Origin of the sequence: Pseudomonas lini, from assembly GCF_001042905.1 — a bacterium.
Taxonomy (GTDB): Bacteria; Pseudomonadota; Gammaproteobacteria; order Pseudomonadales; family Pseudomonadaceae; genus Aquipseudomonas; species Aquipseudomonas lini.
Genome location: NZ_JYLB01000002.1, coordinates 675,163 through 698,309, shown reverse-complemented (window position 1 = coordinate 698,309; position 23,147 = coordinate 675,163). Strand labels below are relative to the sequence as shown.

The 23,147-nt window shown below is 59.9% G+C and carries 25 protein-coding genes; 11 read left to right on the top strand and 14 right to left on the bottom strand.

Annotated elements, in window-relative coordinates:
• The first annotated feature begins 189 nt into the window (after positions 1-189).
• The 9 genes from gcl to TU81_RS07610 all read left to right on the top strand — a co-directional run bounded on the left by gcl (position 190) and on the right by TU81_RS07610 (position 11,620).
• The gene (gcl, locus tag TU81_RS07650; RefSeq protein ID WP_038979660.1) at positions 190-1,965 is read left to right on the top strand and encodes a glyoxylate carboligase; all 1,776 of its coding nucleotides are present in this window, start codon (positions 190-192) and stop codon (positions 1,963-1,965) included.
• A 133-nt stretch (positions 1,966-2,098) separates the two neighbouring features.
• Positions 2,099-2,881, top strand: a complete 783-nt coding sequence (hyi, locus tag TU81_RS07645; RefSeq protein WP_038979659.1) for a hydroxypyruvate isomerase — start codon at positions 2,099-2,101, stop codon at positions 2,879-2,881.
• 220 nt (positions 2,882-3,101) lie between these two features.
• Entirely contained in the window at positions 3,102-3,992 is an 891-nt protein-coding gene (locus TU81_RS07640; RefSeq protein WP_048394334.1) for a 2-hydroxy-3-oxopropionate reductase, read from the top strand.
• Positions 3,993-4,166: 174 nt separating this feature from the next.
• Positions 4,167-5,447, top strand: coding sequence for a glycerate kinase type-2 family protein (locus TU81_RS07635; RefSeq protein WP_048394332.1), 1,281 nt, complete (start codon positions 4,167-4,169; stop codon positions 5,445-5,447).
• Positions 5,437-6,852, top strand: a complete 1,416-nt coding sequence (pyk, locus tag TU81_RS07630; protein WP_048394330.1) for a pyruvate kinase — start codon at positions 5,437-5,439, stop codon at positions 6,850-6,852. The genes TU81_RS07635 and pyk overlap by 11 nt, the downstream gene beginning before the upstream one ends.
• 268 nt (positions 6,853-7,120) lie before the next feature.
• Positions 7,121-8,035 carry an urea transporter gene (locus TU81_RS07625; protein ID WP_048394328.1) on the top strand — a complete coding sequence of 305 codons (915 nt, stop codon included), beginning with the start codon at positions 7,121-7,123 and terminating at the stop codon, positions 8,033-8,035.
• Between the two features lie 21 nt (positions 8,036-8,056).
• The gene (locus TU81_RS07620) at positions 8,057-8,881 is read left to right on the top strand and encodes an ion transporter (RefSeq protein WP_038979650.1); all 825 of its coding nucleotides are present in this window, start codon (positions 8,057-8,059) and stop codon (positions 8,879-8,881) included.
• Between the two features lie 106 nt (positions 8,882-8,987).
• Positions 8,988-9,986 carry a sulfate ABC transporter substrate-binding protein gene (locus TU81_RS07615; RefSeq protein WP_038979648.1) on the top strand — a complete coding sequence of 333 codons (999 nt, stop codon included), beginning with the start codon at positions 8,988-8,990 and terminating at the stop codon, positions 9,984-9,986.
• A gap of 428 nt (positions 9,987-10,414) precedes the next feature.
• Positions 10,415-11,620 carry an MFS transporter gene (locus TU81_RS07610; RefSeq protein ID WP_038979646.1) on the top strand — a complete coding sequence of 402 codons (1,206 nt, stop codon included), beginning with the start codon at positions 10,415-10,417 and terminating at the stop codon, positions 11,618-11,620.
• A 98-nt stretch (positions 11,621-11,718) separates the two neighbouring features.
• Here TU81_RS07610 and TU81_RS07605 read toward each other — a convergent pair whose 3' ends face one another.
• The 12 genes from TU81_RS07605 to ccmA form a co-directional block, all read right to left on the bottom strand.
• Positions 11,719-12,123: a type II toxin-antitoxin system HicB family antitoxin gene (locus tag TU81_RS07605; protein WP_048394326.1), complete on the bottom strand. Its 405-nt coding sequence runs from the start codon at positions 12,121-12,123 to the stop codon at positions 11,719-11,721.
• Entirely contained in the window at positions 12,123-12,335 is a 213-nt protein-coding gene (locus TU81_RS07600; protein ID WP_048394324.1) for a type II toxin-antitoxin system HicA family toxin, read from the bottom strand. The genes TU81_RS07605 and TU81_RS07600 overlap by 1 nt, the downstream gene beginning before the upstream one ends.
• A gap of 292 nt (positions 12,336-12,627) precedes the next feature.
• On the bottom strand, positions 12,628-13,032 hold the full coding sequence (locus TU81_RS07595) for a hypothetical protein (protein WP_038979641.1): 405 nt from the start codon (positions 13,030-13,032) through the stop codon (positions 12,628-12,630).
• Between the two features lie 14 nt (positions 13,033-13,046).
• Complete coding sequence (gene ccmI, locus TU81_RS07590; RefSeq protein WP_038979639.1) at positions 13,047-14,249, bottom strand: c-type cytochrome biogenesis protein CcmI; 1,203 nt, start codon at positions 14,247-14,249, stop codon at positions 13,047-13,049.
• Positions 14,242-14,715, bottom strand: a complete 474-nt coding sequence (locus tag TU81_RS07585; RefSeq protein ID WP_038979637.1) for a cytochrome c-type biogenesis protein — start codon at positions 14,713-14,715, stop codon at positions 14,242-14,244. Before TU81_RS07585 ends, ccmI begins: the two co-directional genes overlap by 8 nt.
• Complete coding sequence (locus TU81_RS07580; protein ID WP_038979635.1) at positions 14,712-15,248, bottom strand: DsbE family thiol:disulfide interchange protein; 537 nt, start codon at positions 15,246-15,248, stop codon at positions 14,712-14,714. The genes TU81_RS07585 and TU81_RS07580 overlap by 4 nt, the downstream gene beginning before the upstream one ends.
• Positions 15,245-17,248 (bottom strand): heme lyase CcmF/NrfE family subunit, encoded by a 2,004-nt coding sequence (locus tag TU81_RS07575; protein ID WP_048394321.1) that lies wholly within the window; start codon positions 17,246-17,248, stop codon positions 15,245-15,247. Before TU81_RS07575 ends, TU81_RS07580 begins: the two co-directional genes overlap by 4 nt.
• Before the next feature lie 3 nt (positions 17,249-17,251).
• A complete protein-coding gene (ccmE, locus tag TU81_RS07570) occupies positions 17,252-17,707 on the bottom strand; it encodes a cytochrome c maturation protein CcmE (RefSeq protein WP_038979631.1) in 456 nt (151 codons plus the stop codon).
• Positions 17,704-17,880 carry a heme exporter protein CcmD gene (gene ccmD, locus TU81_RS07565; protein WP_048394319.1) on the bottom strand — a complete coding sequence of 59 codons (177 nt, stop codon included), beginning with the start codon at positions 17,878-17,880 and terminating at the stop codon, positions 17,704-17,706. The genes ccmE and ccmD overlap by 4 nt, the downstream gene beginning before the upstream one ends.
• Positions 17,877-18,632: a heme ABC transporter permease gene (locus TU81_RS07560; protein ID WP_038979629.1), complete on the bottom strand. Its 756-nt coding sequence runs from the start codon at positions 18,630-18,632 to the stop codon at positions 17,877-17,879. Before TU81_RS07560 ends, ccmD begins: the two co-directional genes overlap by 4 nt.
• Before the next feature lie 78 nt (positions 18,633-18,710).
• Entirely contained in the window at positions 18,711-19,379 is a 669-nt protein-coding gene (ccmB, locus tag TU81_RS07555) for a heme exporter protein CcmB (RefSeq protein WP_008072659.1), read from the bottom strand.
• Positions 19,376-20,011 carry a cytochrome c biogenesis heme-transporting ATPase CcmA gene (ccmA, locus tag TU81_RS07550; RefSeq protein WP_048394317.1) on the bottom strand — a complete coding sequence of 212 codons (636 nt, stop codon included), beginning with the start codon at positions 20,009-20,011 and terminating at the stop codon, positions 19,376-19,378. The genes ccmB and ccmA overlap by 4 nt, the downstream gene beginning before the upstream one ends.
• 198 nt (positions 20,012-20,209) lie before the next feature.
• Here ccmA and fliK point away from each other — a divergent pair, with 198 nt between their 5' ends.
• Complete coding sequence (gene fliK, locus TU81_RS07545) at positions 20,210-21,784, top strand: flagellar hook-length control protein FliK (RefSeq protein ID WP_048394315.1); 1,575 nt, start codon at positions 20,210-20,212, stop codon at positions 21,782-21,784.
• On the top strand, positions 21,781-22,110 hold the full coding sequence (locus TU81_RS07540) for an EscU/YscU/HrcU family type III secretion system export apparatus switch protein (RefSeq protein WP_048394313.1): 330 nt from the start codon (positions 21,781-21,783) through the stop codon (positions 22,108-22,110). The genes fliK and TU81_RS07540 overlap by 4 nt, the downstream gene beginning before the upstream one ends.
• A gap of 117 nt (positions 22,111-22,227) precedes the next feature.
• Here TU81_RS07540 and TU81_RS07535 read toward each other — a convergent pair whose 3' ends face one another.
• Together TU81_RS07535 and TU81_RS07530 are read right to left on the bottom strand one after the other, a co-directional pair.
• Positions 22,228-22,620 carry a DUF2802 domain-containing protein gene (locus TU81_RS07535; RefSeq protein ID WP_038979621.1) on the bottom strand — a complete coding sequence of 131 codons (393 nt, stop codon included), beginning with the start codon at positions 22,618-22,620 and terminating at the stop codon, positions 22,228-22,230.
• Entirely contained in the window at positions 22,621-23,106 is a 486-nt protein-coding gene (locus tag TU81_RS07530) for a chemotaxis protein CheW (RefSeq protein WP_007894224.1), read from the bottom strand.
• Between the last annotated feature and the right edge of the window lie 41 nt (positions 23,107-23,147).

Here is a 23,147-nt window from a genome sequence, read left to right as displayed (position 1 = left end):
AATGAACTATTTTTTTGTATACAATAATTATCTAAAAGCGCCACATGCGACGAAAAGCCACAGTCTTTCGGGCTTCCGACGAATGAAACAGCTGCTTGAGAAAATGGATTGACCTGCGCCGTCCGCCGTGAATACACTCTGCGCAAAGCCACTTGTATACAATTACAAAACGTAAGAGGCACCAAAACCATGAGCAAAATGAGAGCAATCGAAGCCGCCGTTCTGGTGATGCGCCGTGAAGGGGTTGATACCGCTTTTGGCATCCCGGGCGCCGCGATCAACCCGCTGTACTCCGCCTTGCAGAAAGTCGGTGGCATCGATCACGTCCTCGCTCGCCACGTTGAAGGCGCCTCGCACATGGCCGAGGGCTACACCCGCACCAAGGCCGGCAACATCGGCGTGTGCATCGGCACCTCCGGCCCGGCCGGCACCGACATGGTCACCGGGCTCTACAGCGCCTCGGCCGACTCGATCCCGATCCTGTGCATCACCGGCCAGGCACCGCGGGCCCGGATGCACAAGGAAGACTTCCAGGCCGTCGATATCACCAGCATAGTCAAGCCGGTCACCAAGTGGTCGACCACCGTTATGGAACCAGGCCAAGTGCCTTACGCGTTCCAGAAAGCCTTCTATGAAATGCGCTCCGGCCGCCCAGGCCCAGTGCTGATTGACCTGCCGTTCGACGTGCAGATGGCTGAAATCGAATTCGACATCGACGCCTATGAGCCGCTGCCGCTGGCCAAGCCGACCGCTAACCGCGTGCAAATCGAGAAGGCCCTGGCCATGCTTGATCAGGCGGAGCGCCCACTGTTGGTGGCCGGTGGCGGCATCATCAATGCCGACGCCAGCGAGTTGCTGGTGGAGTTTGCTGAGCTGACCGGCATTCCAGTGATCCCGACCCTGATGGGCTGGGGCACCATCCCGGACGATCACCCGCTGATGGTTGGCATGGTCGGTCTGCAAACCTCGCACCGTTACGGCAACGCCACGATGTTGAAGTCGGACGTGGTGCTGGGCGTCGGTAACCGTTGGGCTAACCGTCACACCGGTTCGGTCGACGTTTACACCGAAGGCCGCAAGTTCATTCACGTCGACATTGAGCCGACTCAGATCGGCCGCGTGTTCACCCCGGACCTGGGCATCGTGTCCGACGCCGCTGCCGCGTTGACCGTGTTCATCGAAGTCGCTCGCGAGTGGCAAGCCGCCGGCAAGCTGAAAAACCGCAGCGCCTGGCTGCAAGACTGCCAGCAACGCAAAGCCAGCCTGCAGCGCAAGACTCACTTCGACAACGTACCGGTCAAACCGCAACGTGTTTACGAAGAGATGAACCAGGTGTTCGGTAAAGACACCTGCTACGTCAGCACTATCGGTCTGTCGCAGATTGCCGGCGCACAGTTCCTTCACGTCTACAAACCGCGTCACTGGATCAACTGCGGTCAGGCTGGCCCGCTGGGCTGGACCATTCCGGCAGCACTCGGCGTGGTCAAGGCTGATCCGACCCGCAAGGTAGTGGCGCTCTCGGGCGACTACGACTTCCAGTTCATGATCGAAGAACTGGCGGTGGGCGCGCAGTTCAAGCTGCCGTACATCCACGTTGTCGTGAACAACTCGTACCTGGGGCTGATCCGTCAGGCCCAGCGCGGTTTCGAAATGGACTACTGCGTGCAGCTGTCCTTCGACAACCTCAACGCTCCGGAACTCAACGGTTACGGTGTCGACCACGTCGCTGTCGCCGAAGGCCTGGGTTGCAAGGCGCTGCGGGTATTCGAACCGGATCAGATCCAGCCTGCCCTGCGCAAGGCTCAGGAACTGATCGAGGAGTTCAAGGTGCCGGTGATCGTCGAGATCATTCTGGAGCGCGTGACCAACATTTCCATGGGCACCGAGATCAACGCCGTCAACGAATTCGAAGACCTGGCGCTGGTGGGCAACGATGCGCCAACGGCGATTTCGCTGCTCGATTGATGATCGTTCCCCATGTGGGAGCGGGCTTGCTCGCGAAGGCGGCGGCACAACCAACATTGATGTCGCCTGACACACCGCTTTCGCGAGCAAGCCCGCTCCCACAGGGGACTGCACAAATTTACGGGAGACCACCATGCCGCGTTTCGCAGCCAACCTGTCCATGCTGTTCACCGAGCAGGATTTTCTTGCCCGTTTCGACGCTGCCGCCAAGGCCGGCTTCAGTGGTGTCGAATACCTGTTCCCCTACGATTTCAGCTCCGCCGAAATCAAGGCCAGGCTCGATGCCAATGGCTTGAGCCAGGTGCTGTTCAACCTGCCGGCCGGTGACTGGGCCAAGGGCGAGCGCGGTATTGCGTGCTTGCCGGATCGGGTCGAAGAATTCCGCGCCGGTGTCGATCTGGCCATCGCTTACGCGAAAGTGCTGGGCAATACCCAGATCAACTGCCTGGCCGGTATTCGTCCACAAGGTGTCGACGATGCCACCGTGGAAAAGACCTTTGTCGCCAACCTCAAGTACGCGGCCGACAAGCTGCAAGCGGTGGGCATCAAACTGGTGATGGAAGCGATCAACACCCGCGACATCCCAGGCTTCTACCTGAACAACACGGCGCAAGCCCTGTCGATTCGCGAGCAGGTCGGCAGCGCCAACCTGTTCCTGCAATACGACATCTATCACATGCAAATCATGGAGGGCGACCTGGCCCGGACCATGGCTGCGCACTTGGGCGAGATCAACCACATCCAGTTGGCCGACAACCCAGGGCGCAACGAACCGGGCACCGGTGAAATCAATTACCGCTTCCTGTTCGAACACCTGGACCGCATCGGTTATCAGGGTTGGGTTGGCTGTGAATACAAGCCGCTGACCACAACCGAAGCGGGTCTTGGCTGGTTGAAAACCCATAACGCGATTTGATTGATCAACACAAAACACTGTGGGAGCGGGCTTGTGTGGCGAGGGGGCTTGCCCCCGTTCGGCTGCGAAGCAGTCGTAAAAACCGGCACATGAGTTCTACCTGACTCACCGCGAAAAAACATTTGGGGCCGCTTCGCGACCCAACGGGGGCAAGCCCCCTCGCCACAAAGAGCTCATCGGTCCAGAGCCGGGAGCTACACAAAAACAAGAGGATTTTCTCATGGCTAAAATCGGATTTATCGGCACCGGCATCATGGGCCACCCAATGGCGTTGAACCTGCAGAAAGCCGGTCACAGCCTGTTCCTGTCGGCGCACCACGACCCAGCCCCTGCCGATCTGGTCGCCGCTGGCGCCATCGCCCTGGCAAACCCGAAAGAAGTGGCCCAGGAAGCCGAATTCATCATCGTCATGGTCCCGGATACCCCGCAGGTCGATGACGTGCTGTTCCGCGCCGACGGCGTTGCAGCGGGCGTGAGCAAGGGCAAAATCGTGATCGACATGAGCTCGATCTCGCCGACCGCCACCAAAGCCTTCGCTGCCAAGATCAACGAGAAAGGCGCTCAATACCTCGACGCGCCGGTTTCCGGCGGTGAAGTCGGTGCCAAGGCTGCGACCTTGAGCATCATGGTCGGTGGCGATGCCGATGCGTTCGAACGCGCCCTGCCGCTGTTCCAGGCCATGGGCAAGAACATCACCCTGGTCGGTGGCAACGGCGACGGTCAAACCGCGAAAGTGGCGAACCAGATCATCGTCGCGCTGAACATCCAGGCTGTAGCCGAAGCACTGCTGTTCGCCTCGAAAAACGGTGCCGATCCAGCCAAGGTGCGTGAAGCGCTGATGGGCGGTTTCGCGTCATCGAAGATCCTTGAGGTTCACGGCGAACGCATGATCAAGGGCACCTTCGATCCGGGTTTCCGCATCAGCCTGCACCAGAAGGATCTGAATCTGGCACTGGCCGGCGCTCGCGAACTGGGCATCAACCTGCCGAACACCGCCAATACCCAGCAAGTGTTCAGCACCTGCGCGGCTATCGGTGGCAGCAACTGGGACCACTCGGCGCTGATCAAAGGCCTGGAACACATGGCGAACTTCTCGATTCGCGATAAATAACACCGATCTGAAACTGGCTCGGTTCCTGTGGGAGCTGGCTTGCCTGCGATGGCATCGACTCGGTCTACCTGAAAGACCGCGTCGCCTGAATCGCAGGCAAGCCAGCTCCCACAGGACCGCGTCGCAACACCTGCTTTCGCTTTATCCCAATAACAAGAATTCCGGGAGCCCGCCATGTCGGTCGATCCGCAACAACTGCTGCGCGAGCTGTTTGCCACAGCCATCGACGCGGCCCATCCGCAGCAAGTTCTCGAAGCCCATTTGCCCAAAGATCGCAGCGGTCGGGTGATCGTCATCGGCGCCGGTAAAGCCGCAGCCGCCATGGCCCAGGTGGTCGAGCGCTGCTGGCAGGGCGAAGTGTCCGGCCTGGTGGTGACCCGTTACGGCCACGGCGCCCCATGCGAAAAAATCGAAGTGGTCGAAGCCGCTCACCCGGTACCGGATGCTGCCGGTCTGGCTGTCGCGAAACGGGTGCTGGAACTGGTCAGCGACCTGAGCGAAGACGACCGCGTGATCTTCCTGCTGTCTGGCGGTGGCTCTGCCCTGCTCGCCTTGCCTGCCGCCGGCATCACCCTGGCCGACAAGCAATCAATCAACAAAGCCCTGCTCAAATCCGGTGCGACCATCGGCGAGATGAATTGCGTGCGCAAGCACCTCTCGGCGATCAAGGGCGGTCGTCTGGGCAAAGCCTGCTGGCCGGCCACGGTTTACACCTATGCGATTTCCGATGTACCGGGCGATCTCGCCACGGTCATCGCGTCCGGCCCCACCGTGGCCGACCCGAGCACCTCGGCCGAAGCGCTGGCGATCCTCAAACGTTATGGCATCGAAGTCCCGGCCTCGGTGCGCACCTGGCTGCAAAACCCGGAATCGGAAACGGTCAAACCCGGCGATCCGAGCCTGGCCCGCAGTCATTTCCAATTGATCGCACGCCCACAGCAATCGCTGGAAGCGGCAGCGGTGAAAGCCCGTCAGGCCGGTTTCAGCCCGTTGATTCTCGGCGATCTGGAAGGCGAATCCCGGGACGTGGCGAAGGTCCACGCCGGTATTGCGCGGCAGATCGTCCAGCACGGCCAGCCGCTGGCAGCGCCGTGCGTGATTCTGTCCGGCGGCGAAACCACCGTCACCGTGCGCGGCAATGGCCGTGGCGGGCGCAACGCCGAATTCCTGCTGAGCCTCACCGACAGCCTCAAAGGCCTGCCCGGCGTCTACGCGCTGGCCGGTGACACCGACGGGATCGACGGCTCCGAAGACAACGCCGGCGCCATCATGACCCCCGGCAGTTACGCCCGCGCCGCCGCCCTCGGCCTGAGCGCCAGCGATGAACTGGACAACAACAATGGCTACGGCTATTTCGCCGCGCTGGATGCGCTGATCGTCACCGAGCCGACCCGCACCAACGTCAACGACTTCCGCGCCATTCTGATTCTCGAGAGCCCTAAACATGACGCCTAATAAGAAGGTCAAAATCCTCGCCACCCTTGGTCCGGCCACCAACGGAATCGACGACATCCGTGAGCTGGTGCAGGCCGGGGTCAATATCTTTCGCCTGAACTTCAGCCACGGCGATCACGCCGACCACGCCCAGCGTTATCAGTGGATTCGTGAAGTCGAGCGCCAGCTGAATTACCCGCTGGGAATTCTGATGGACCTGCAAGGCCCGAAATTGCGGGTCGGCAAATTCGCCCAAGGCAAAGTGCAGCTGTATCGCGGTCAGGCCTTGCGTCTGGACCTGGACCCGACGCCGGGCGATGAGCGCCGGGTCAACCTGCCTCACCCGGAAATCATCGCAGCGCTGGAGCCCGGCATGGACCTGCTGCTGGACGACGGCAAGCTGCGCCTGCGAGTGGTGACCAAATACGCCGACGCCATCGACACCACGGTGCTCAATGGCGGCGAGCTGTCGGATCGCAAAGGCGTCAACGTACCGCAAGCCGTGCTGGATCTGAGCCCGTTGACCGCCAAGGATCGTCGCGACTTGAGCTTCGGTCTGGAGCTGGGGGTGGATTGGGTTGCGCTGTCGTTCGTGCAACGCCCGGAAGACATTCGCGAAGCTCGCGCACTGATCGGCGACAAGGCGTATTTGATGGCGAAGATCGAGAAGCCATCGGCCGTGACTCAACTGCGGGAAATCGCCGAATTGAGCGATGCGATCATGGTCGCTCGCGGTGACCTGGGCGTGGAAGTTCCGGCCGAAAGCGTGCCGCAGATTCAGAAAAACATCATCAGTACCTGCCGCCAACTCGGCAAACCGGTGGTGGTGGCGACGCAGATGCTGGAGTCGATGCGCTTCTCCCCCGCCCCGACCCGCGCCGAAGTCACTGACGTCGCCAACGCGGTGGCCGAAGGTGCGGATGCGGTGATGTTGTCGGCGGAAACCGCGTCCGGCGAATACCCGCTGGAAGCCGTGCAGATGATGAGCAAGATCATCCGTCAGGTGGAAAACGGCCCGGACTATCAGGCCCAACTGGACGTAAGCCGACCGAAAGCCGAGGCCACGGTGTCGGACGCGATCAGCTGCGCGATTCGCCGTATCAGCAATGTGCTGCCGGTGGCGGTGCTGGTGAACTACAGCGAGTCTGGCACGTCGAGTCTGCGGGCGGCGCGGGAACGGCCGACGGTGCCGATCCTCAACCTGACGCCGAATTTGCAAACAGCGCGGCGTTTGACGGTGGCGTGGGGCGTGCATTCGGTGGTCAACGATCGGCTGCGCCAGGTGGATGAAGTGTGCTCGACGGCGTTGGAGATTGCCCAGGCACAGGGGATGGCTCAGCGGGGGGATACGTTGTTGATCACGGCGGGTGTGCCATTTGGGCAGCCGGGGTCGACCAATTCGTTGCGCATTGAGACATTGATTTAAAGACAGCTTTTGTGGCGAGGAGGCTTGCCCCCGTTCGGCTGCGTAGCAGTCGTAGATTCGGTATGACGGTTTCGATAAAAAACCGCATTCGCTGATTTGGGGCCGCTCCGCAGCCCAACGGGGGCAAGCCCCCTCGCCACATGATTTAGCGTCTGTACCGGCCTCTTCGCGGGCAAGCCTCGCTCCTACAGGGACAGCGCATTCCTGTAGGAGCGAGGCTTGCCCGCGAAGAACGATTACACGGTTCCTCTGACACACAGACCTCATCATGCCCGCCAACCACTTCAACACCCACTGCCCCGACTGGGCCACTGCCCTGCTCAACGGCTTCAGCCAGATTTTTCTCCAGCGCCATCCGCTGTGCGGTTTGCTGTGTCTGTTGGCGATTCTGTTCAGCGCGCCGGCCTTGCTCGGCGGTGCGTTGCTGGGAGGGGTCGCCGGGTTGCTCACCGCGCAACGTCGTGGGTACACCAAGGCTGATCGTCAGGCCGGGCTGTTCAGCTACAACGGTATTCTGCTCGGCCTGCTGCTGAGCCTTTATTTCCCATGGTCAGCGCTGTTGCCACCGCTGATCATTGCCGCTGGGGGCCTGAGCGCGATGGTCACTCAGCAATGGCTCAAGCATTCGCGCGATCATCACTGCCTTCCCGCCTATACCGCGCCCTTCGTCGGGATGAGTTGGTTGTTGCTGTCGTTTGCCGCACCCCAGCAACCCGCCCCGCTGATCGAAATGACCACACTCAACCTGCTCGCCGCGTCATTGAAGGGACTCGGTCAGGTGCTGTTTCTCGGTCATCCGCTGGCCGGTGCTCTGATTGCCACGGGTTTGCTGATCGCTGACCGTCGCGCCTTCCTCTGGGCGCTGCTCGGCTCCGTTGCCGGCCTCGGACTCGCCCTACTGCAGCACGAAACATTAACCGCCCTGCAGGGTTTGAGCGGTTACAACGCCGTGCTCGCCGCCCTCGCCTTCAGCCAGAATCGTCGCCAGCCTTGGCTGCCATTGTTGGCAATCCTGCTGGCGGTGTTGCTCACACCGGGGTTCGCCGCACTCGGCCTGGCCACGTTGACCGCGCCTTTCATCCTCGCCTGCTGGCTGATTCGCGCAGGCATTCGGGTGCTGCGTCAGGCCGCCATAGACAGCGCGCCTTGCACTACCGGGGAGAATCACCCTAGGCTGCGCTGATTCTTGGTTCAGGCGTTTTCCATGGACAGCAATAAAAACTGGCGTGAAGACCTTTACGTCATCATCTTCCAATCCGATACCCCGGCCGGTCGCCGCTTCGACAGCATTCTGCTGTTGATCATCCTCGCCAGCCTGGTGATCGTGATTCTGGACAGTATCGACAGCGTTCACCAGAACTACGCCGACATACTGGCGTACATCGAATGGGGCTTCACCGTCGTTTTCGCCATCGAGTACGGCCTGCGCCTGTACTGCTCGCCCAAGCCGTTGCGCTACGCATTCAGCTTCTATGGGCTGGTGGATTTACTGGCGATCGTGCCCGGTATTCTCGCGCTGTATTACAGCGATGCGCAGTACCTGCTGATTATCCGGATCATTCGGATGCTGCGGATTTTCCGCGTGCTCAAGCTCAGCCCGTATCTGAAGCAAGCCAACTATTTGATGACGGCGCTGCGCGGCAGCAAGCAGAAAATCGTGGTGTTTCTGCTCAGCGTCAGCACCCTGGTGACGGTGTTCGGCACTCTGATGTACGTGATCGAAGGCCCGGAACACGGCTTCACCAGCATCCCCAAAGGCATCTATTGGGCTATCGTCACGCTGACCACCGTGGGCTTTGGCGACATCGTGCCCAAGACGCCGTTGGGTCAGGTGATTTCGTCGCTGGTGATGATCACCGGTTACTCGATCATCGCCGTCCCGACGGGGATTTTTACCGCGGAACTGGCCAATGCCATGCGCGGTGAACAACTGCAACACGATTGCCCGACCTGCAAGAAAAACAGTCATGAACACGGCGCAGCATTTTGCTCCCGTTGCGGCAATGCCCTGTTCAAAAAACTGGAATAAGCAAAGTGCTTTTTAATCTTTAAAGGACTATGCGAGCCCGGCTATAGTCGCTGGCAAATTGCCAACACTCTCCATAGAACATGTTTGATCAAACAAGGAATGCGCAGTGAAAAAACTCTTTGGCGCCTCACTTCTGGCCGCTGGCCTGGCCTTGGGTAGCGTGGCTCAGGCTGCACCGACCCTGCTTAACGTTTCCTACGACGTGATGCGAGATTTCTACAAGGACTACAACGCTGCCTTCCAGAAACACTGGCAAGCCGAGCACAACGAAAACATCACGCTGCAGATGTCCTTCGGTGGTTCCAGCAAACAGGCGCGTTCGGTAATTGATGGCCTGCCGGCTGATGTCATTACCATGAACATGGCCACCGACATCAACGCCCTCGCGGACAACGGCAAACTGGTTCCGGACAACTGGGTCACGCGCCTGCCAAACAACAGCGCGCCGTTCACCTCGGCCACCGTGTTCATCGTGCGCAAAGGCAACCCGAAAGCCCTGAAAGACTGGCCTGACCTGCTCAAGGACGGCGTGCAAGTGATCGTCCCCAACCCGAAAACCTCGGGCAACGGCCGCTACACCTACCTCTCGGCCTGGGGCTATGTGCTGAAAAATGGCGGTGACGAAAGCACGGCAAAAGCCTTCGTCGGCAAACTGTTCAAACAAGCACCGGTGCTGGATACCGGCGGCCGTGCAGCGACCACCACGTTCATGACGAACCAGATCGGCGACGTGCTGGTGACCTTCGAAAACGAAGCGGAAATGATTGCGCGTGAGTTTGGTCGTGATCAGTTTGAAGTGATCTACCCAAGCGTTTCCGCTGAAGCTGAACCGCCAGTGTCCGTGGTCGACAAAGTGGTCGAGAAGAAAGGCACTCGCGCTGCCGCTGAGGAATATTTGAAGTACCTGTGGTCGCCGCAAGGTCAGGAAATTGCAGCTGCCAACTACCTGCGTCCACGCGATCCGGCGATATTGGCCAAGTACACCGATCGCTTCCCGAAGGTTGATTTCCTCTCGGTGGAGAAGACCTTTGGTGACTGGCGCACGGTGCAGAAGACTCACTTCAATGATGGTGGGGTTTTTGATCAGATTTACAGCGGTCAGTAATTCCTGAGCTGCAATGAAAAAGGCGACCTGCGAAGGTCGCCTTTTTTTGTGAGCGCTGGACTGCGATCTAGCGTAGGAGCTGCCGCAGGCTGCGATCTTTTGATCTTGATCTTCAGTGCTTCGAAAAGGATCAGGATCAAAAGATCGCAGCCTTCGGCAGCTCCTACAGGGGTTGCGTGATGCCATTACATCGTCGGTGTGACACCCTCCTCCTTGGCGAGAGAAAACATAAGCACGCTATCGAACAAGATGTAAGTGTATGTATCATCGGGCGCAACGATCGGGACCGCCGGTGCAAAGGTTCAAATGAACGGCCTCTCTCAATCATGCCTCAGAAGCATGATTACTATCACTCTATTCCCTCTTCCGCCGCTCTAGCCCGCCGATTAGCCTTCCCTGCATTCCTTTCTTGTTCAGCGAGACACGTTATGAACCCAGTGACTCAGGTGCCCCTCGGTGCCGCGACAATGACCCGAGGCATGGTGCTGCTCTTCGCCTTCTGCTGCGGCGCCATCGTGGCCAACATTTACTACGCCCAGCCGATCATCGGCCTGATCGCGCCGGACATCGGCCTGACCGACACCATGGCCAGCCTGATCGTTTCGCTGACGCAGATTGGTTATGCGCTGGGTCTGTTCTTCCTGGTGCCATTGGGTGATCTGCTGGAAAACCGCCGCTTGATGATCATCACCACCGTGGTGGCGATTGCCAGTTTGCTCGGGGCGGCGTTCACCGATCAGCCGAACGTATTTCTGCTGATCTCGTTGCTGGTGGGGTTCAGCTCGGTATCGGTGCAGATCCTGATTCCACTGGCCGCCCACCTGGCGCCGGAAGAATCGCGTGGCCGCGTGGTCGGCGGCATCATGGGTGGTTTGCTGCTGGGGATTCTGCTGGCTCGACCGGTGTCCAGCGTAGTAGCCGACCACTTCGGCTGGCGCGCGATGTTCGTCATCGCCGCAGTATTGATGGCGGCGATCAGCATCGTTCTGGCCCTGACCATCCCCAAGCGCCAACCTGATCACAACGCTTCTTATGGCCAGTTGTTGGGTTCGCTCTGGACGCTGTTGCGTCAGCAGCCGGTGTTGCGTCAACGGGCGTTTTATCAAGCCTGCATGTTCGCCACCTTCAGCCTGTTCTGGACTGCAGTACCGCTGGAACTGTCGCGTAATCATGGCTTGTCGCAAACCCAGATCGCGATCTTCGCCCTGGTCGGCGCCATCGGCGCGATTGCTGCACCCATCGCCGGTCGACTGGCCGATGCCGGCCATACCCGCATCGCCTCGCTGCTGGCCCTGCTATTCGCCAGCCTGAGCTTCCTGCCCGCCTTCATCCACCCGGCCTACAGCGTTATCGGCCTGGCGGTGACGGGGATCGTGCTGGATTTCTGCGTGCAAATGACCATGGTCCTCGGCCAACGAGCGGTCTATACCCTCGACGCTAAAAGCCGCGGCCGTCTGAATGCGCTGTACATGACGAGCATTTTTATCGGCGGTGCGTTTGGTTCTTCGGTGGCCAGCGCGGTGTATGAGCATGGCGGCTGGTTGTGGGTCGTGATTGTGGGTAGTGCGTTTCCGTTGTTGGCGTTGTTGCGGTTTTTGAGTGCTTCGCAGAGGCATTCGTTGGCGACGGCTTAAAGACCTAAAAGCTTCGCGGGCAAGCCTCGCTCCTGCAGGGTTGGTGTAAGACCTGTAGGAGCGAGGCTTGCCCGCGAAGGCGATTCGACTGATACCACTCAGGGCCGAACCAGTTTCTCCATTGCTGCATCCGCGAGAAAGGAGGAGCGGCTTTTGACATTGTGCTCTCGCACATAACGGTCAATGCGCTGGATCACGTAGCCAGGCAGCGTCACGTTGACCTTCTCGGTCTTGCCCAGATACGGCGAGATGTCGAGTTCCAGCATCCCCCAACCCATCTCGGCAAATTCCGGATTCTCGCGGTGCGCCGCCGCTGAGGTCGGCATCGGAATTGACTCCCCGTCTGCCATGATCTCCTGCAGCATGATGTGGGCAATTTCGACCGCCGCGTTGTAAGCATCTTCAAACGTATCCCCGGCCGTAACGGCACCCGGAATATCGGGGATCTGAATACCGATGGCGGTGTTCTCGTCGCCCCACTCGATACAGATTGGGTATTGCATTATGGATCTCCTGCCAAACTGGCTTCCGGGTAATAAAGCCCGGCTCGCCTCCTGATGCTTTTAACCGTCCCGACCGGCAAATCCTTCTTCGGATGAGGGACGGGTATCGTGTAAGGGTTGTAACGGTGAGTGAAGATGTGATGACTGCCGGTGACCCGGTCCAGTGCCCAGCCCGCCTCTATCAGTTCCTTGATCAATAACCTGCTCTGCACCACCAGCCTCCTTGCTCCGGCCCAAACAAAAATAACCCTAGAGTTACTTTTACTCAAGCACAAAAATCCGGATCACGACGCTCGGTTGTTTTACAGGGTGTTGATTTGAATTCCTGGCACTGCAGTTGAATCGCTCAATCAAGATCAAAAGATCGCAGGCTTCGCCAGCTCCTACATTAACCGCGTACACCCGCCGTTCATCGTCGTACGCGATCCTGTAGGAGCTGGCGAAGCCTGCGATCTTTTCAGCCCCCAAAAAGCAAAACGGCGATCCTCAGATCGCCGTTTCCATTCACTGCCCGAATTGCCTGCCCAACCCACTCGGCACGCCATGGATATTCGTCTCTTCCCACGGCCCGTTGGGGCTGATCGAGCGGCTCCAGCCGTTGTTCCAGCGGTAGTAGGTGCGTTGGCGGTAGAAGGTGTTGGTCTGATCATCGAGGACGTAAACGCCGAGTTTCGCGTCCCAATGGCTATTGCCCCCCGGTGGCGGGGCAAAGCTGGCGGAGGTGCGTGGCATCGGCTTGGAGGGTTTGACCGGGGTACTCGGTTTGCTCGGTACCGTCGGCGGAGCCGGCTTGGTACTCGGTTGCGAAGGCGGGATTGGCGGCAGCCGTGTGGGCTCGGGCTGCTGGACCGCACAGGCGCTTAACCCCAAAACCATACTGAGGAGAGTGATACGAGCGATGGCGGTCATGGTGGTGCTTCCTGTTATTTATCCGGGCTGTCGATGATCAGTTTTTGTTGCGCAGTGGTGCTGGTGGCCAAGGGTTGGCTGCGACCGATCCATTCGCCGGCAGTCGGTTGGCCGGCGCGGGAGATGCGCGCAACCAGTTGGACTTCAGGGAAGTTCGACAGTTTCAACTGCGGCATCATCGCATCGGCATCACCCAGTTCGACGGTTGCCGGCAAGTCGGCGACGGTCAGACGCTTGGCGGCCAGCGGTGCGGGCGGGCCGGAGATGGCGCGGGCGAAGATAAACACGCTGTCACCCGGCTGGACCTTGGCTTTGAGCTCTGGCGCCAGATCGACATGCACTTTGAGCAGTGCTGCAGCTTTGGCCGCAGGCGCCTGGGCAACCTTGCCACCGCTGGCTTCGAGCTTCTCGGCGGCCCGAGTAATGCCGCCTTGCAGCGCGATGCGGGATTTATCATCCGACGGCAGTTGCGCCAGCAGGCGATTCCAGTAGTCGATGGCGTCCTGGTAACGCTCACTTTCAAAGGCCGCGATGCCCAGCAGACCGAGGCTGGTGACTTCTTTCGGGTCAGCTTTCAGCGCTTCGTCGGTCAGGGCCTGGACCTTATCCGACCACTTCTTGCCGTCGGCGAAATATTGCGCCTGGGCCCATTGCCCGAGCAGTTCCGGCTGACGACCAGCCAGGGCCACGGTGCGTTCGAAGATCTTCGCCGCGTCGCCCGGACGGTCCTGAGCCATGTAGGTGCGGCCGAGGAAGTACAGGCCTTCGGCCGAATCCGGTTGGGCGGCAACCGCACGTTCCAGGCGACGGGTCATCTCTTCCATCGACTGCGGAGCCTGGGCGAATTCGCGGGTCAGCTCGACTTTATCGCTGGCGCCGAAATGCAGGTACAGCCCAAGGCCCAGCACTGGCACCAGAATCGCCGCCAGCAATGGCAATGGCTTGCCCAGACGCGACACTTGCGGCGCCTCGACGCCTTCGGTGTCGGCGAGCAGTTCACGGGCGGCTTCGGCGCGGCCGGTGTCCATTTGTTCGGCGTTGAGCACGCCCTCTTCCTGCTGAGTCTGCAACTCAGCCACGCGCTCCTGATAAAGCGCAACGTTCAATGCCGTGCGGTCCTCCTCAAGCTGAGCGCGGCGACCACGCAGAACGGGGATCAGCAGAAAACTCAGGGCAACCAGGAGCAGCAGGCCTGCAGCGAGCCAGAAATCAATCATTCTTGGTTTTATCCAACAGGTGGTCGAGGCGCTCGCGCTCCTCGGCAGAAAGCGTGTCCGGGCTGTCAGTGCGTTGCACGCGACGACGGCGGACGATCACGGCGATGACCACAAAACCGCCCAGCAGCAGGCCGGCGGGGCCGAACCAGAGCAGTGCGGTTTTGGCGTTGAGAGCAGGTTTGTAGCGGACGAAATCACCGTAGCGGTCGACCATGAAATCGATGATTTGCTGGTTGTCCTTGCCCTCGCCGAGCATGCGGAAAATCTCTTTGCGCAGGTCGGCGGCGATCGGTGCGTTGGAATCGGCGATGTCCTGATTCTGGCACTTGGGGCAACGCAGCTCTTTGGTCAGCTCACGAAAACGCTCACGGTCGCCTTCTTTGGCGAACTCATAGGTGTCGATGGCCGCGTGGGCCACACCAGCCATGCTCAACCCCAGCACGGCGGCGGCAATCCAGCGCTTCATGGTTTGGCCTCATCGACCAGCGCCTGATACTTGGCCGCCAGTTTTTCACGCCAGACTTGTTCGTCAATCACGCCGACGAATTTGTCGCGGATGATACCCTTGGCGTCGATGAAGAAGGTTTCCGGAGCGCCGTATACGCCGAGGTTCAGGCCCAGGGTGCCGGCATCGTCACGGATGTCCAGTTGATACGGGTTGTGGAACTCGGCCAGCCACTTCAAGGCATCGGCGTTGACGTCCTTGTAGTTGACGCCGTAGATCACCACGCCCTGCCCGGCCAGTTTGTTCAGCACCGGGTGCTCGACCCGGCAGGAAATGCACCAGGTGCCCCAGACGTTGACCAATGCCGGTTTACCCAGAAGGTCCGCTTTGGTCAGGGTTTTGTCACCCTGCACCGACGGCAACGAAAACTCCGGGAACGGTTTGTTGATCATTGCCGAAGGCAGCTCGGCCGGGTTCAGGTACAGACCCCGATACAGAAAAACAGCGACCACCAGAAAAATCGCCAGTGGCAACAGCATCAACCAACGTCTCATGCGGTGGCTCCCGTCATGCCGAGCGCTTCACGCACGCGGCTTTTCACCTTGACCCGATAACGGCGATCCAGCGCCGCCAGCAACCCGCCGAGACCGGTGAGCAACCCACCAAACCAGATCCAGCGCACGAACGGTTTGACGTGCACGCGGACCGCCCAGGCGCCCTCGCCCAGCGGTTCGCCCAGTGCGACGTAAAGATCACGGGTGAAACCGGCGTCGATCCCGGCTTCGGTCATCACCGAGTTCTGCACGGTGTACAGGCGTTTTTCCGGGTGCAGCACGCTGATTTCCTTGCCATCGCGGATCACCCGGATGGTGCCCTTGTCGGACGTGAAGTTCGGCCCTTCGAAGTGTTTGGCGCCTTCGAACACAAATTGATAACCGGCCAGGCTCATGGACTCACCCGGCGCCAGGCGCAGATCACGCTCGGCACTGTTCTGGCTCGACAACACGACACCCAGCGCGCACACGGCAATGCCCAAATGCGCGACTTGCATGCCCCAATAGCTGCGGGTCAGGGTTGGCAGACCTTTGATCAGGCCTTTGTGACGGGTCTTGTCGAAGATATCCCGCACACCGGCCAGCAATACCCAGGCAGCCAGCATGAAGGTCGCCAGCACCGCCCAGTTGAAATCGCCGTAAGCGACGCCGGCCACCACGGCCAGCGCAGCGCTGCCAAGCAGCACCGGGGTCAACATGCTTACGAGCCATTTGACCGGGGTGTCTTTCCAGCGCACCAGCATGCCGACCGCCATCACCACCATCAGCAACGCCATCAACGGAATGAACAGCGCGTTGAAGTACGGTGGGCCCACCGACAGCTTGGCGCCGGTCATCGCGTCGAGGATCAATGGATACAAGGTGCCGAGCAGGATCATCGAAGCGGCCACCACCAGCACCAGGTTATTGCCCAGCAGCAGGGTTTCCCGGGACCAGAGGTTGAAGCCGACGTGGCTCTTGACCACCGGAGCGCGCAGAGCGAACAGCGTCAGCGAACCACCGACCACAAACAGCAGGAAGATCAGGATGAACACGCCGCGTTCAGGATCCGACGCAAAGGCGTGAACTGAAGTCAGCACACCGGAACGCACGAGGAAGGTCCCGAGCAAACTCAACGAGAACGCGGCGATAGCCAACAACACCGTCCAGCTCTTGAACACGCCGCGTTTTTCCGTGACCGCCAACGAGTGAATCAGTGCCGTGCCCACCAGCCAAGGCATGAAGGATGCGTTTTCGACCGGATCCCAGAACCACCAGCCGCCCCAGCCGAGTTCGTAGTAGGCCCACCAGGAGCCCAACGTAATACCAATACCGAGGAAGGCCCAGGCGACGATGGTCCACGGACGCGACCAACGTGCCCACGCCGCATCAAGACGACCGCCCAGCAGCGCGGCAATGGCGAAGGCGAAGGCCACGGAGAAACCGACATAGCCCATGTACAGCATCGGTGGGTGAACGATCAGGCCGATGTCTTGCAGCAGTGGATTGAGGTCGCGCCCATCCGTTGGCATCTGCGGCAGGATTCGGGCGAATGGGTTAGACGTCAGGATCAGGAACAGCAGGAAGCCGGTGCTGATCATGCCCATCACTGCCAGCACCCGGGCCAGCATCACTTGCGGCAATTGCCGGGAGAACACCGACACCGCGAAGGTCCAACCGCCGAGGATCAGAGCCCACAGCAGCAACGAACCTTCATGCGCGCCCCAGACGGCGCTGAATTTGTAGTACCACGGCAAGGCGCTGTTGGAGTTGCCGGCCACGTAAGCGACGGAGAAGTCGTCCGCCATGAACGCGTAAGTCAGGCAACCGAAAGCGAATAGCAGAAACGCGAACTGCCCCCACGCGGCCGGCTGGGCCAGGCTCATCCACAAACGATCGCCGCGCCAGGCACCGAGCAATGGCACCACGGCCTGCACCAGCGCGAAACACAGCGCGAGGATCATGGCCAGGTGGCCCAGCTCTGGTATAAAAAGCACAGGGATAAAGATTCCGGACGTCATCGATCAACCCTCCTTCGCGGGCGTTGGAGCAGATTGACCGCTGTCTTTCAGAGCCTTGGTCACTTCCGGCGGCATGTACTTTTCATCGTGCTTGGCCAGTACTTCGTCGGCCACTACCACGCCGTCAGCATTGAGCTTGCCGAGGGCGACAATGCCCTGCCCTTCACGGAACAGGTCCGGCAGGATGCCGCGATAACTGATGGTCACGGATTTGTTGAAGTCGGTGACGATGAATTTCACGTCCAGGGAATCGCCGGAACGTTGCAGCGAACCTTTCTCGACCATGCCGCCCGCACGAATGCGCGTGTCTTGCGGCGCTTCGCCGTTGGCGATCTGGGTCGGGGTGTAAAACAGATTGATGTTCTGCTTCAAGGCGCTCAAGGCCAGGCCGACGGCAGCGCCGACACCGACCAGGATCGCGAAAATGATGATAAGACGCTTTTTACGCAGGGGATTCACTTGCCGTTCTCCCGGCGCAGACGACGCGCCTCTTGTTGCAGATACCGCTTGCGGGCCAGGATCGGCGCCACCACGTTGAGGGCCAGCACCGCAAGGCTTATGCCATAGGCTGACCAGACATACAGGCCGTGATGGCCCATGGCGAGAAAGTCGCCGAATGAAGCGAAACTCATCGAGCGACCTCCAGACTGTTCTGCACTTCGGTTTTCACCCAGCTCGCCCGGGCTTCGCGCTTGAGCACTTCAAGGCGCATGCGCAGCAACAGCACCGCGCCGAAGAAACAGTAGAAACCCAGCGCCGTCAGCAGCAGTGGCAGCCACATTTCGACTGGCATTGCCGGTTTTTCGGTGAGGGTGAAGGTCGCGCCCTGGTGCAGGGTGTTCCACCACTCCACCGAGTATTTGATGATCGGGATGTTGATCACGCCGACGATTGCCAGTACCGCACAGGCCTTGGCGGCACTGTCACGATTGCTGATGGCGTTGCCGAGCGCAATAAGACCGAAGTACAGAAACAGCAGAATAAGCATGGACGTAAGTCGCGCATCCCAGACCCACCACGAACCCCAGGTCGGTTTGCCCCAGATCGCGCCGGTGACCAGCGCCACGGCGGTCATCCAGGCACCGATCGGCGCGGCGCATTGCAGGGCGACGTCGGCCAACTTCATCTTCCAGACCAGCCCGACGATGCCGCACACGGCCAGCATCACGTAAATGGACTGCGCCAACATGGCGGCCGGGACGTGGATATAGATGATCCGAAAGCTGTTGCCTTGCTGGTAGTCCGGCGGCGCGAAGGCCAACCCCCAAACCACACCGATGCTGATCAGCAGCAACGCCGCGACGCTCAGCCATGGCAACAGTTTGCCACTGATACCGTAAAACCATTTGGGTGAGCCGAGCTTATGAAACCAGGTCCAGTTCATTGCTGTTTCCATCACGGTTGCTGTTCGTCATCACGAGCAGCGAAGGGTCTTTACTGATCAAAATTTGATCAGACCTCATTATTCGCCGACGCTGATCTTCAGGCCAGCAGCTATTGCAAAAGGTGTCAGGGTTATCGCCAGGGCGGTCAGGCTACCAAGCCACAAGAGATAACCGGTCGCCGGCATGCCCTGCAATGCCGCCTGCAAGGCGCCACTGCCGAGAATCAACACCGGGATGTACAGCGGCAGAATCAGCAACGCCAGCAACAGGCCGCCGCGCTTCAATCCTACCGTCAACGCCGCGCCCACCGCACCGAGCAGGCTCAGCACCGGTGTACCCAGCAATAAAGAAAGCAGCAACACCGGCAGACAGGCGGCAGGTAAACCAAGCATCAACGCCAGCAAGGGTGCGAGCAAAACCAGCGCCAGGCCGGAAAACGCCCAGTGTGCCAGTACCTTGGCCAAAACCAGAATAGGCAGGGGGTGCGGCGAAAGGACCCACTGCTCAAGCGATCCATCTTCGAAATCACTGCGGAAAAGCCCGTCCAGCGAGAGCAAAACCGATAAAAGGGCTGCCACCCAGACCAGCCCCGGGGACAAGGTTTGCAACAATTGAGGCCCGGCGCCGACCGCCAATGGGAACAAAGAGACGACGATGGCAAAGAACACCAGCGGATTCGCCAATTCAGCAGGACGGCGGAACAGCAAACGGGCCTCGCGGGCGACCAACAGGCCGAAAACACTCATACGGCCCAATTCCCCAAATCAATATCGCGATAGCCGGCCGGCATCCTGGTCAGCGTGTGGTGAGTGGTCAGGACCACAATGCCGCCCCGCTCGCAATGCGCAGCCAAGTGTTCTTCAAGTTGCGCCACGCCTTGTTTGTCGAGCGCGGTGAACGGCTCATCGAGGATCCACAGCGGCGGGCTGTCCAGGTATAACCGCGCCAAGGCCACGCGACGTTGCTGGCCGGCCGACAGGGTGTGGCAGGGAACATCCTCGAAACCGCGTAGCCCCACAGCCTCCAGCGCCTGCCAGATCGCCTCATGGGAGGCCGGTTGATGCAACGCGCAGAGCCAACTGAGGTTTTCCTCAGGGGTCAGCAAATCCTTGATGCCGGCGGCATGGCCGATCCACAACAGGTTGCGCGCCAGTTCACTGCGCTGCTCATGCAATGGCTGGCCGTTTAACAATACTTGACCGGCGGTCGGGTGCATCAAACCGCATAACAGACGTAAAAGGCTGGTCTTGCCACTGCCGTTGGGGCCGCTGATCTGCAACATTTCGCCACTGGCCAGTCTCAATTCGAGATTTTCGAAGAGCAGCCGAAGGTCTCGCTCACAGGCAAGGGCAACGGTTTGCAGGACAGGACTGGTCAAGAGATCACGGGCCTTATACGGTTCAAGTCGGCTCTGGTGCGGCCGTTAAAGAGATGCAGCATAGATGCAATGACGGCTTGTTCTAGAGAGCTGCGTCAAACAAATGCAATGTTTTCGCCACTCTGTATACAACGGGGCGGCATTATACATGCCATGCCTTACTCTAAAGAGTGCATTTTCCTCAGGTTGTGACCGCGTATGACAGGCGAAATGAACATCCTCCCGCTACCGCCAACCACTGCGGCGGTCACGCGTCCGCTGGTGATCAACGGCGAGTTGCTCAAGCTGCTGACGCCGATGGAGGGCCTGATCACTGCCGGTCAAACCGCCAAAGCCGAAGTGCTGTCGCTCAAGCAGACGGATCAGACTTTTCAACTGTTGCTCAAGGTCACCCTCGACAGCGGCCGCCAGACCACGGTCCAGGCCACCAGCACCCAGCCGCTGCCCCAAGGCACCAGCCTGGCGATCACCCAGCCATCGGCGGGCAATCTGGCGGTCACGGTGCAACAGGCCATCGCCTCCAGCGTCGCCACCCTCACCCGCATCGACACGGCGCAACTGCCGGTCGGCACCTTGCTGCAAGGCAAAGTGCTGACCTCTCAGGTGAGGCCACAGGTGCCGGGCCAGCCGACAGTGTTTCGCTCGATGGTGAGCCTGCTCAACACCGCGCTAAGCGGCAGCACCCTGAGTATCGACAGCCCGACGCCACTGCGCATCGGTACATTGCTGAGCGCCTTGGTGCAGGACACCCAGACCCTGAAATTCGTCCCGTTGAGTAGCCGCCAGGAACAGCTGGCGGTGACGCAACAATTGGTCAGCCAGCAAAGTCGCCAGGGTTCTCTGGATGGCTTGATCAAAGTCCTGCAAAACCTGCCGCCGTCGGATCAAACCTCCAGCGACCTGCGCGCCGCCGTGGACAAATTGCTCGCCGGTCTGCCGGACGTCCAGCAACTGAGCACGCCCAAAGGCCTGGCCCAGGCATTGGCCAACAGCGGCCTGTTCCTCGAAGCGAAACTGTTGACCGGACAAAACCCGACGCTGACGCCTGACATGAAGGGCGACCTGCTCAAGTTGATCGCACAACTGACGCCGGGCCTGCCGGCTAACACCAATCTCAACGCGATCATTGCCGCCAATACCTTGGCCCAGGCGCTGCCGAGTTTCGTGCGCAGCGCCCTCGGCATGCTCGGCCAGGTCAGTGCCAAACCATTGCCGACCAGTTTCCCGCTTCCGGAGCGCTTGCTGCAAAGCCAGGACGGTGAAGGCGATCTGGAACACTTGCTGCGTCTGGCAGCAGCGGCCGTCTCGCGCCTGCAAAGCCATCAACTGTCGAGCCTGGAACAGACCGGCCTCACCGACGACGGTCGCCTGCTCAGCACCTGGCAACTGGAAATCCCCATGCGCAACCTGCAGGACATCGTGCCGTTGCAGGTCAAATTCCAGCGCGAAGAAGCGCCCGAGAAAGATCAACCCCACGAACGCCGCGACGAACGCGAACCCAAGCAACAGTTGTGGCGCGTCGAACTGGCGTTCGATATGGAGCCGTTAGGGCCGTTGCAGATTCAGGCCCAGTTGATCAAAGGCAGCCTCTCCAGTCAGCTATGGGCCGAACGGCCGTACACCGCGAGCTTGATCGAAAGCAATCTGGCCGGGCTGCGCGAACGCCTGCTGGCCTCCGGCCTGAACGTCGGCGATCTGGATTGCCACCTCGGCACACCGCCACAAGGCCCTCAAACCCGCCTCGAACAACGCTGGGTCGACGAAACCGCATGAACGAATCTACCGCACCGCGCCAGGCCATCGCCCTCAAATACGACGGCAGCCATGCCCCTACCCTCACGGCCAAAGGTGATGAGGAATTGGCCGAAGCCATTCTGCAGATTGCCCGTGATTATGAAGTGCCTATCTACGAAAACGCCGAGCTGGTGAAACTGCTGGCGCGGATGGAATTGGGGGAGAGTATTCCGCAGGAGTTGTACCGCACGATTGCCGAGATCATTGCGTTTGCGTGGAATTTGAAGGGCAAGTTTCCCGAGGGGCGGGATCCAGATGCTGCGATGGTGGAGAAGGACATCACCGAGCGCGGGGATGATTATTGAATCGTTGTTGAATGCAAAAAGATCGCAGCCTCGTTGCACTCGACAGCTCCTACAGGGCGTACACCGTCCCAATGTAGGAGCTGTCGAGTGCAACGAGGCTGCGATCTTTTGATCTTTTCAGTTCTTGTGCAACTTACTCATCAACTCCGCCTCAGCCTGGGTCAACCCGCAAGACTGAGTCAGTTCATCGACGCTGGCCCCCATCCCCACCAGGCGCGCTGCCTGAGCGAATGAAAGACTCGACGGATCACGTTGCTCCAACTGAGCCAGTTTGTCCGGCAACGGGCCGACGACGGCACGCAGTTCGTGCAGGTCTTCACCCATGCGCACGTTGCCGTTCTGGTAGTCGTCGACGCGTTTGGCCAGGTCCTTGATGCGCTGATCGCGCAGCGCATCGCCCTCGGCCTGTTGCGCGGCGATCTGCCGCTGAGCGCGGATGTACGCCAGGAACATCGCCAGCGTGCCTGCCCAGAAGAGGAACAGGACAATGACAGCCACCTCAAGAATCAATCAGATACTCTCCAGTTCCGACCATTCTTCTTCGCTCATCATCTTGTCCAGTTCGACCAGGATCAGCAGTTCGTTGTTCTTGTTGCACACACCTTGAATGAACTTGGCGGACTCTTCGTTACCGACGTTCGGCGCGGTCTCGATTTCCGACTGACGCAGGTAAACCACTTCAGCCACGCTGTCGACCATGATCCCGACCACTTGCTTGTCGGCTTCGATGATGACGATGCGGGTGTTATCGCTGATCTCGGCATTCATCAGGCCGAAGCGCTGACGGGTGTCGATCACGGTGACCACGTTACCGCGCAGGTTGATGATGCCCAGCACGTAGCTCGGAGCACCCGGGACCGGGGCGATTTCGGTGTAGCGCAGGACTTCCTGAACGCGCATCACGTTGATGCCGTAGGTTTCGTTGTCCAGCTTGAAGGTTACCCATTGCAGGATCGGATCTTCAGAACCTTTTGCATTCGTCGCTTGATTACTCATACCCTGACCCCTCGAAAAACCGCTTCTGGCGGTGTGTGTTC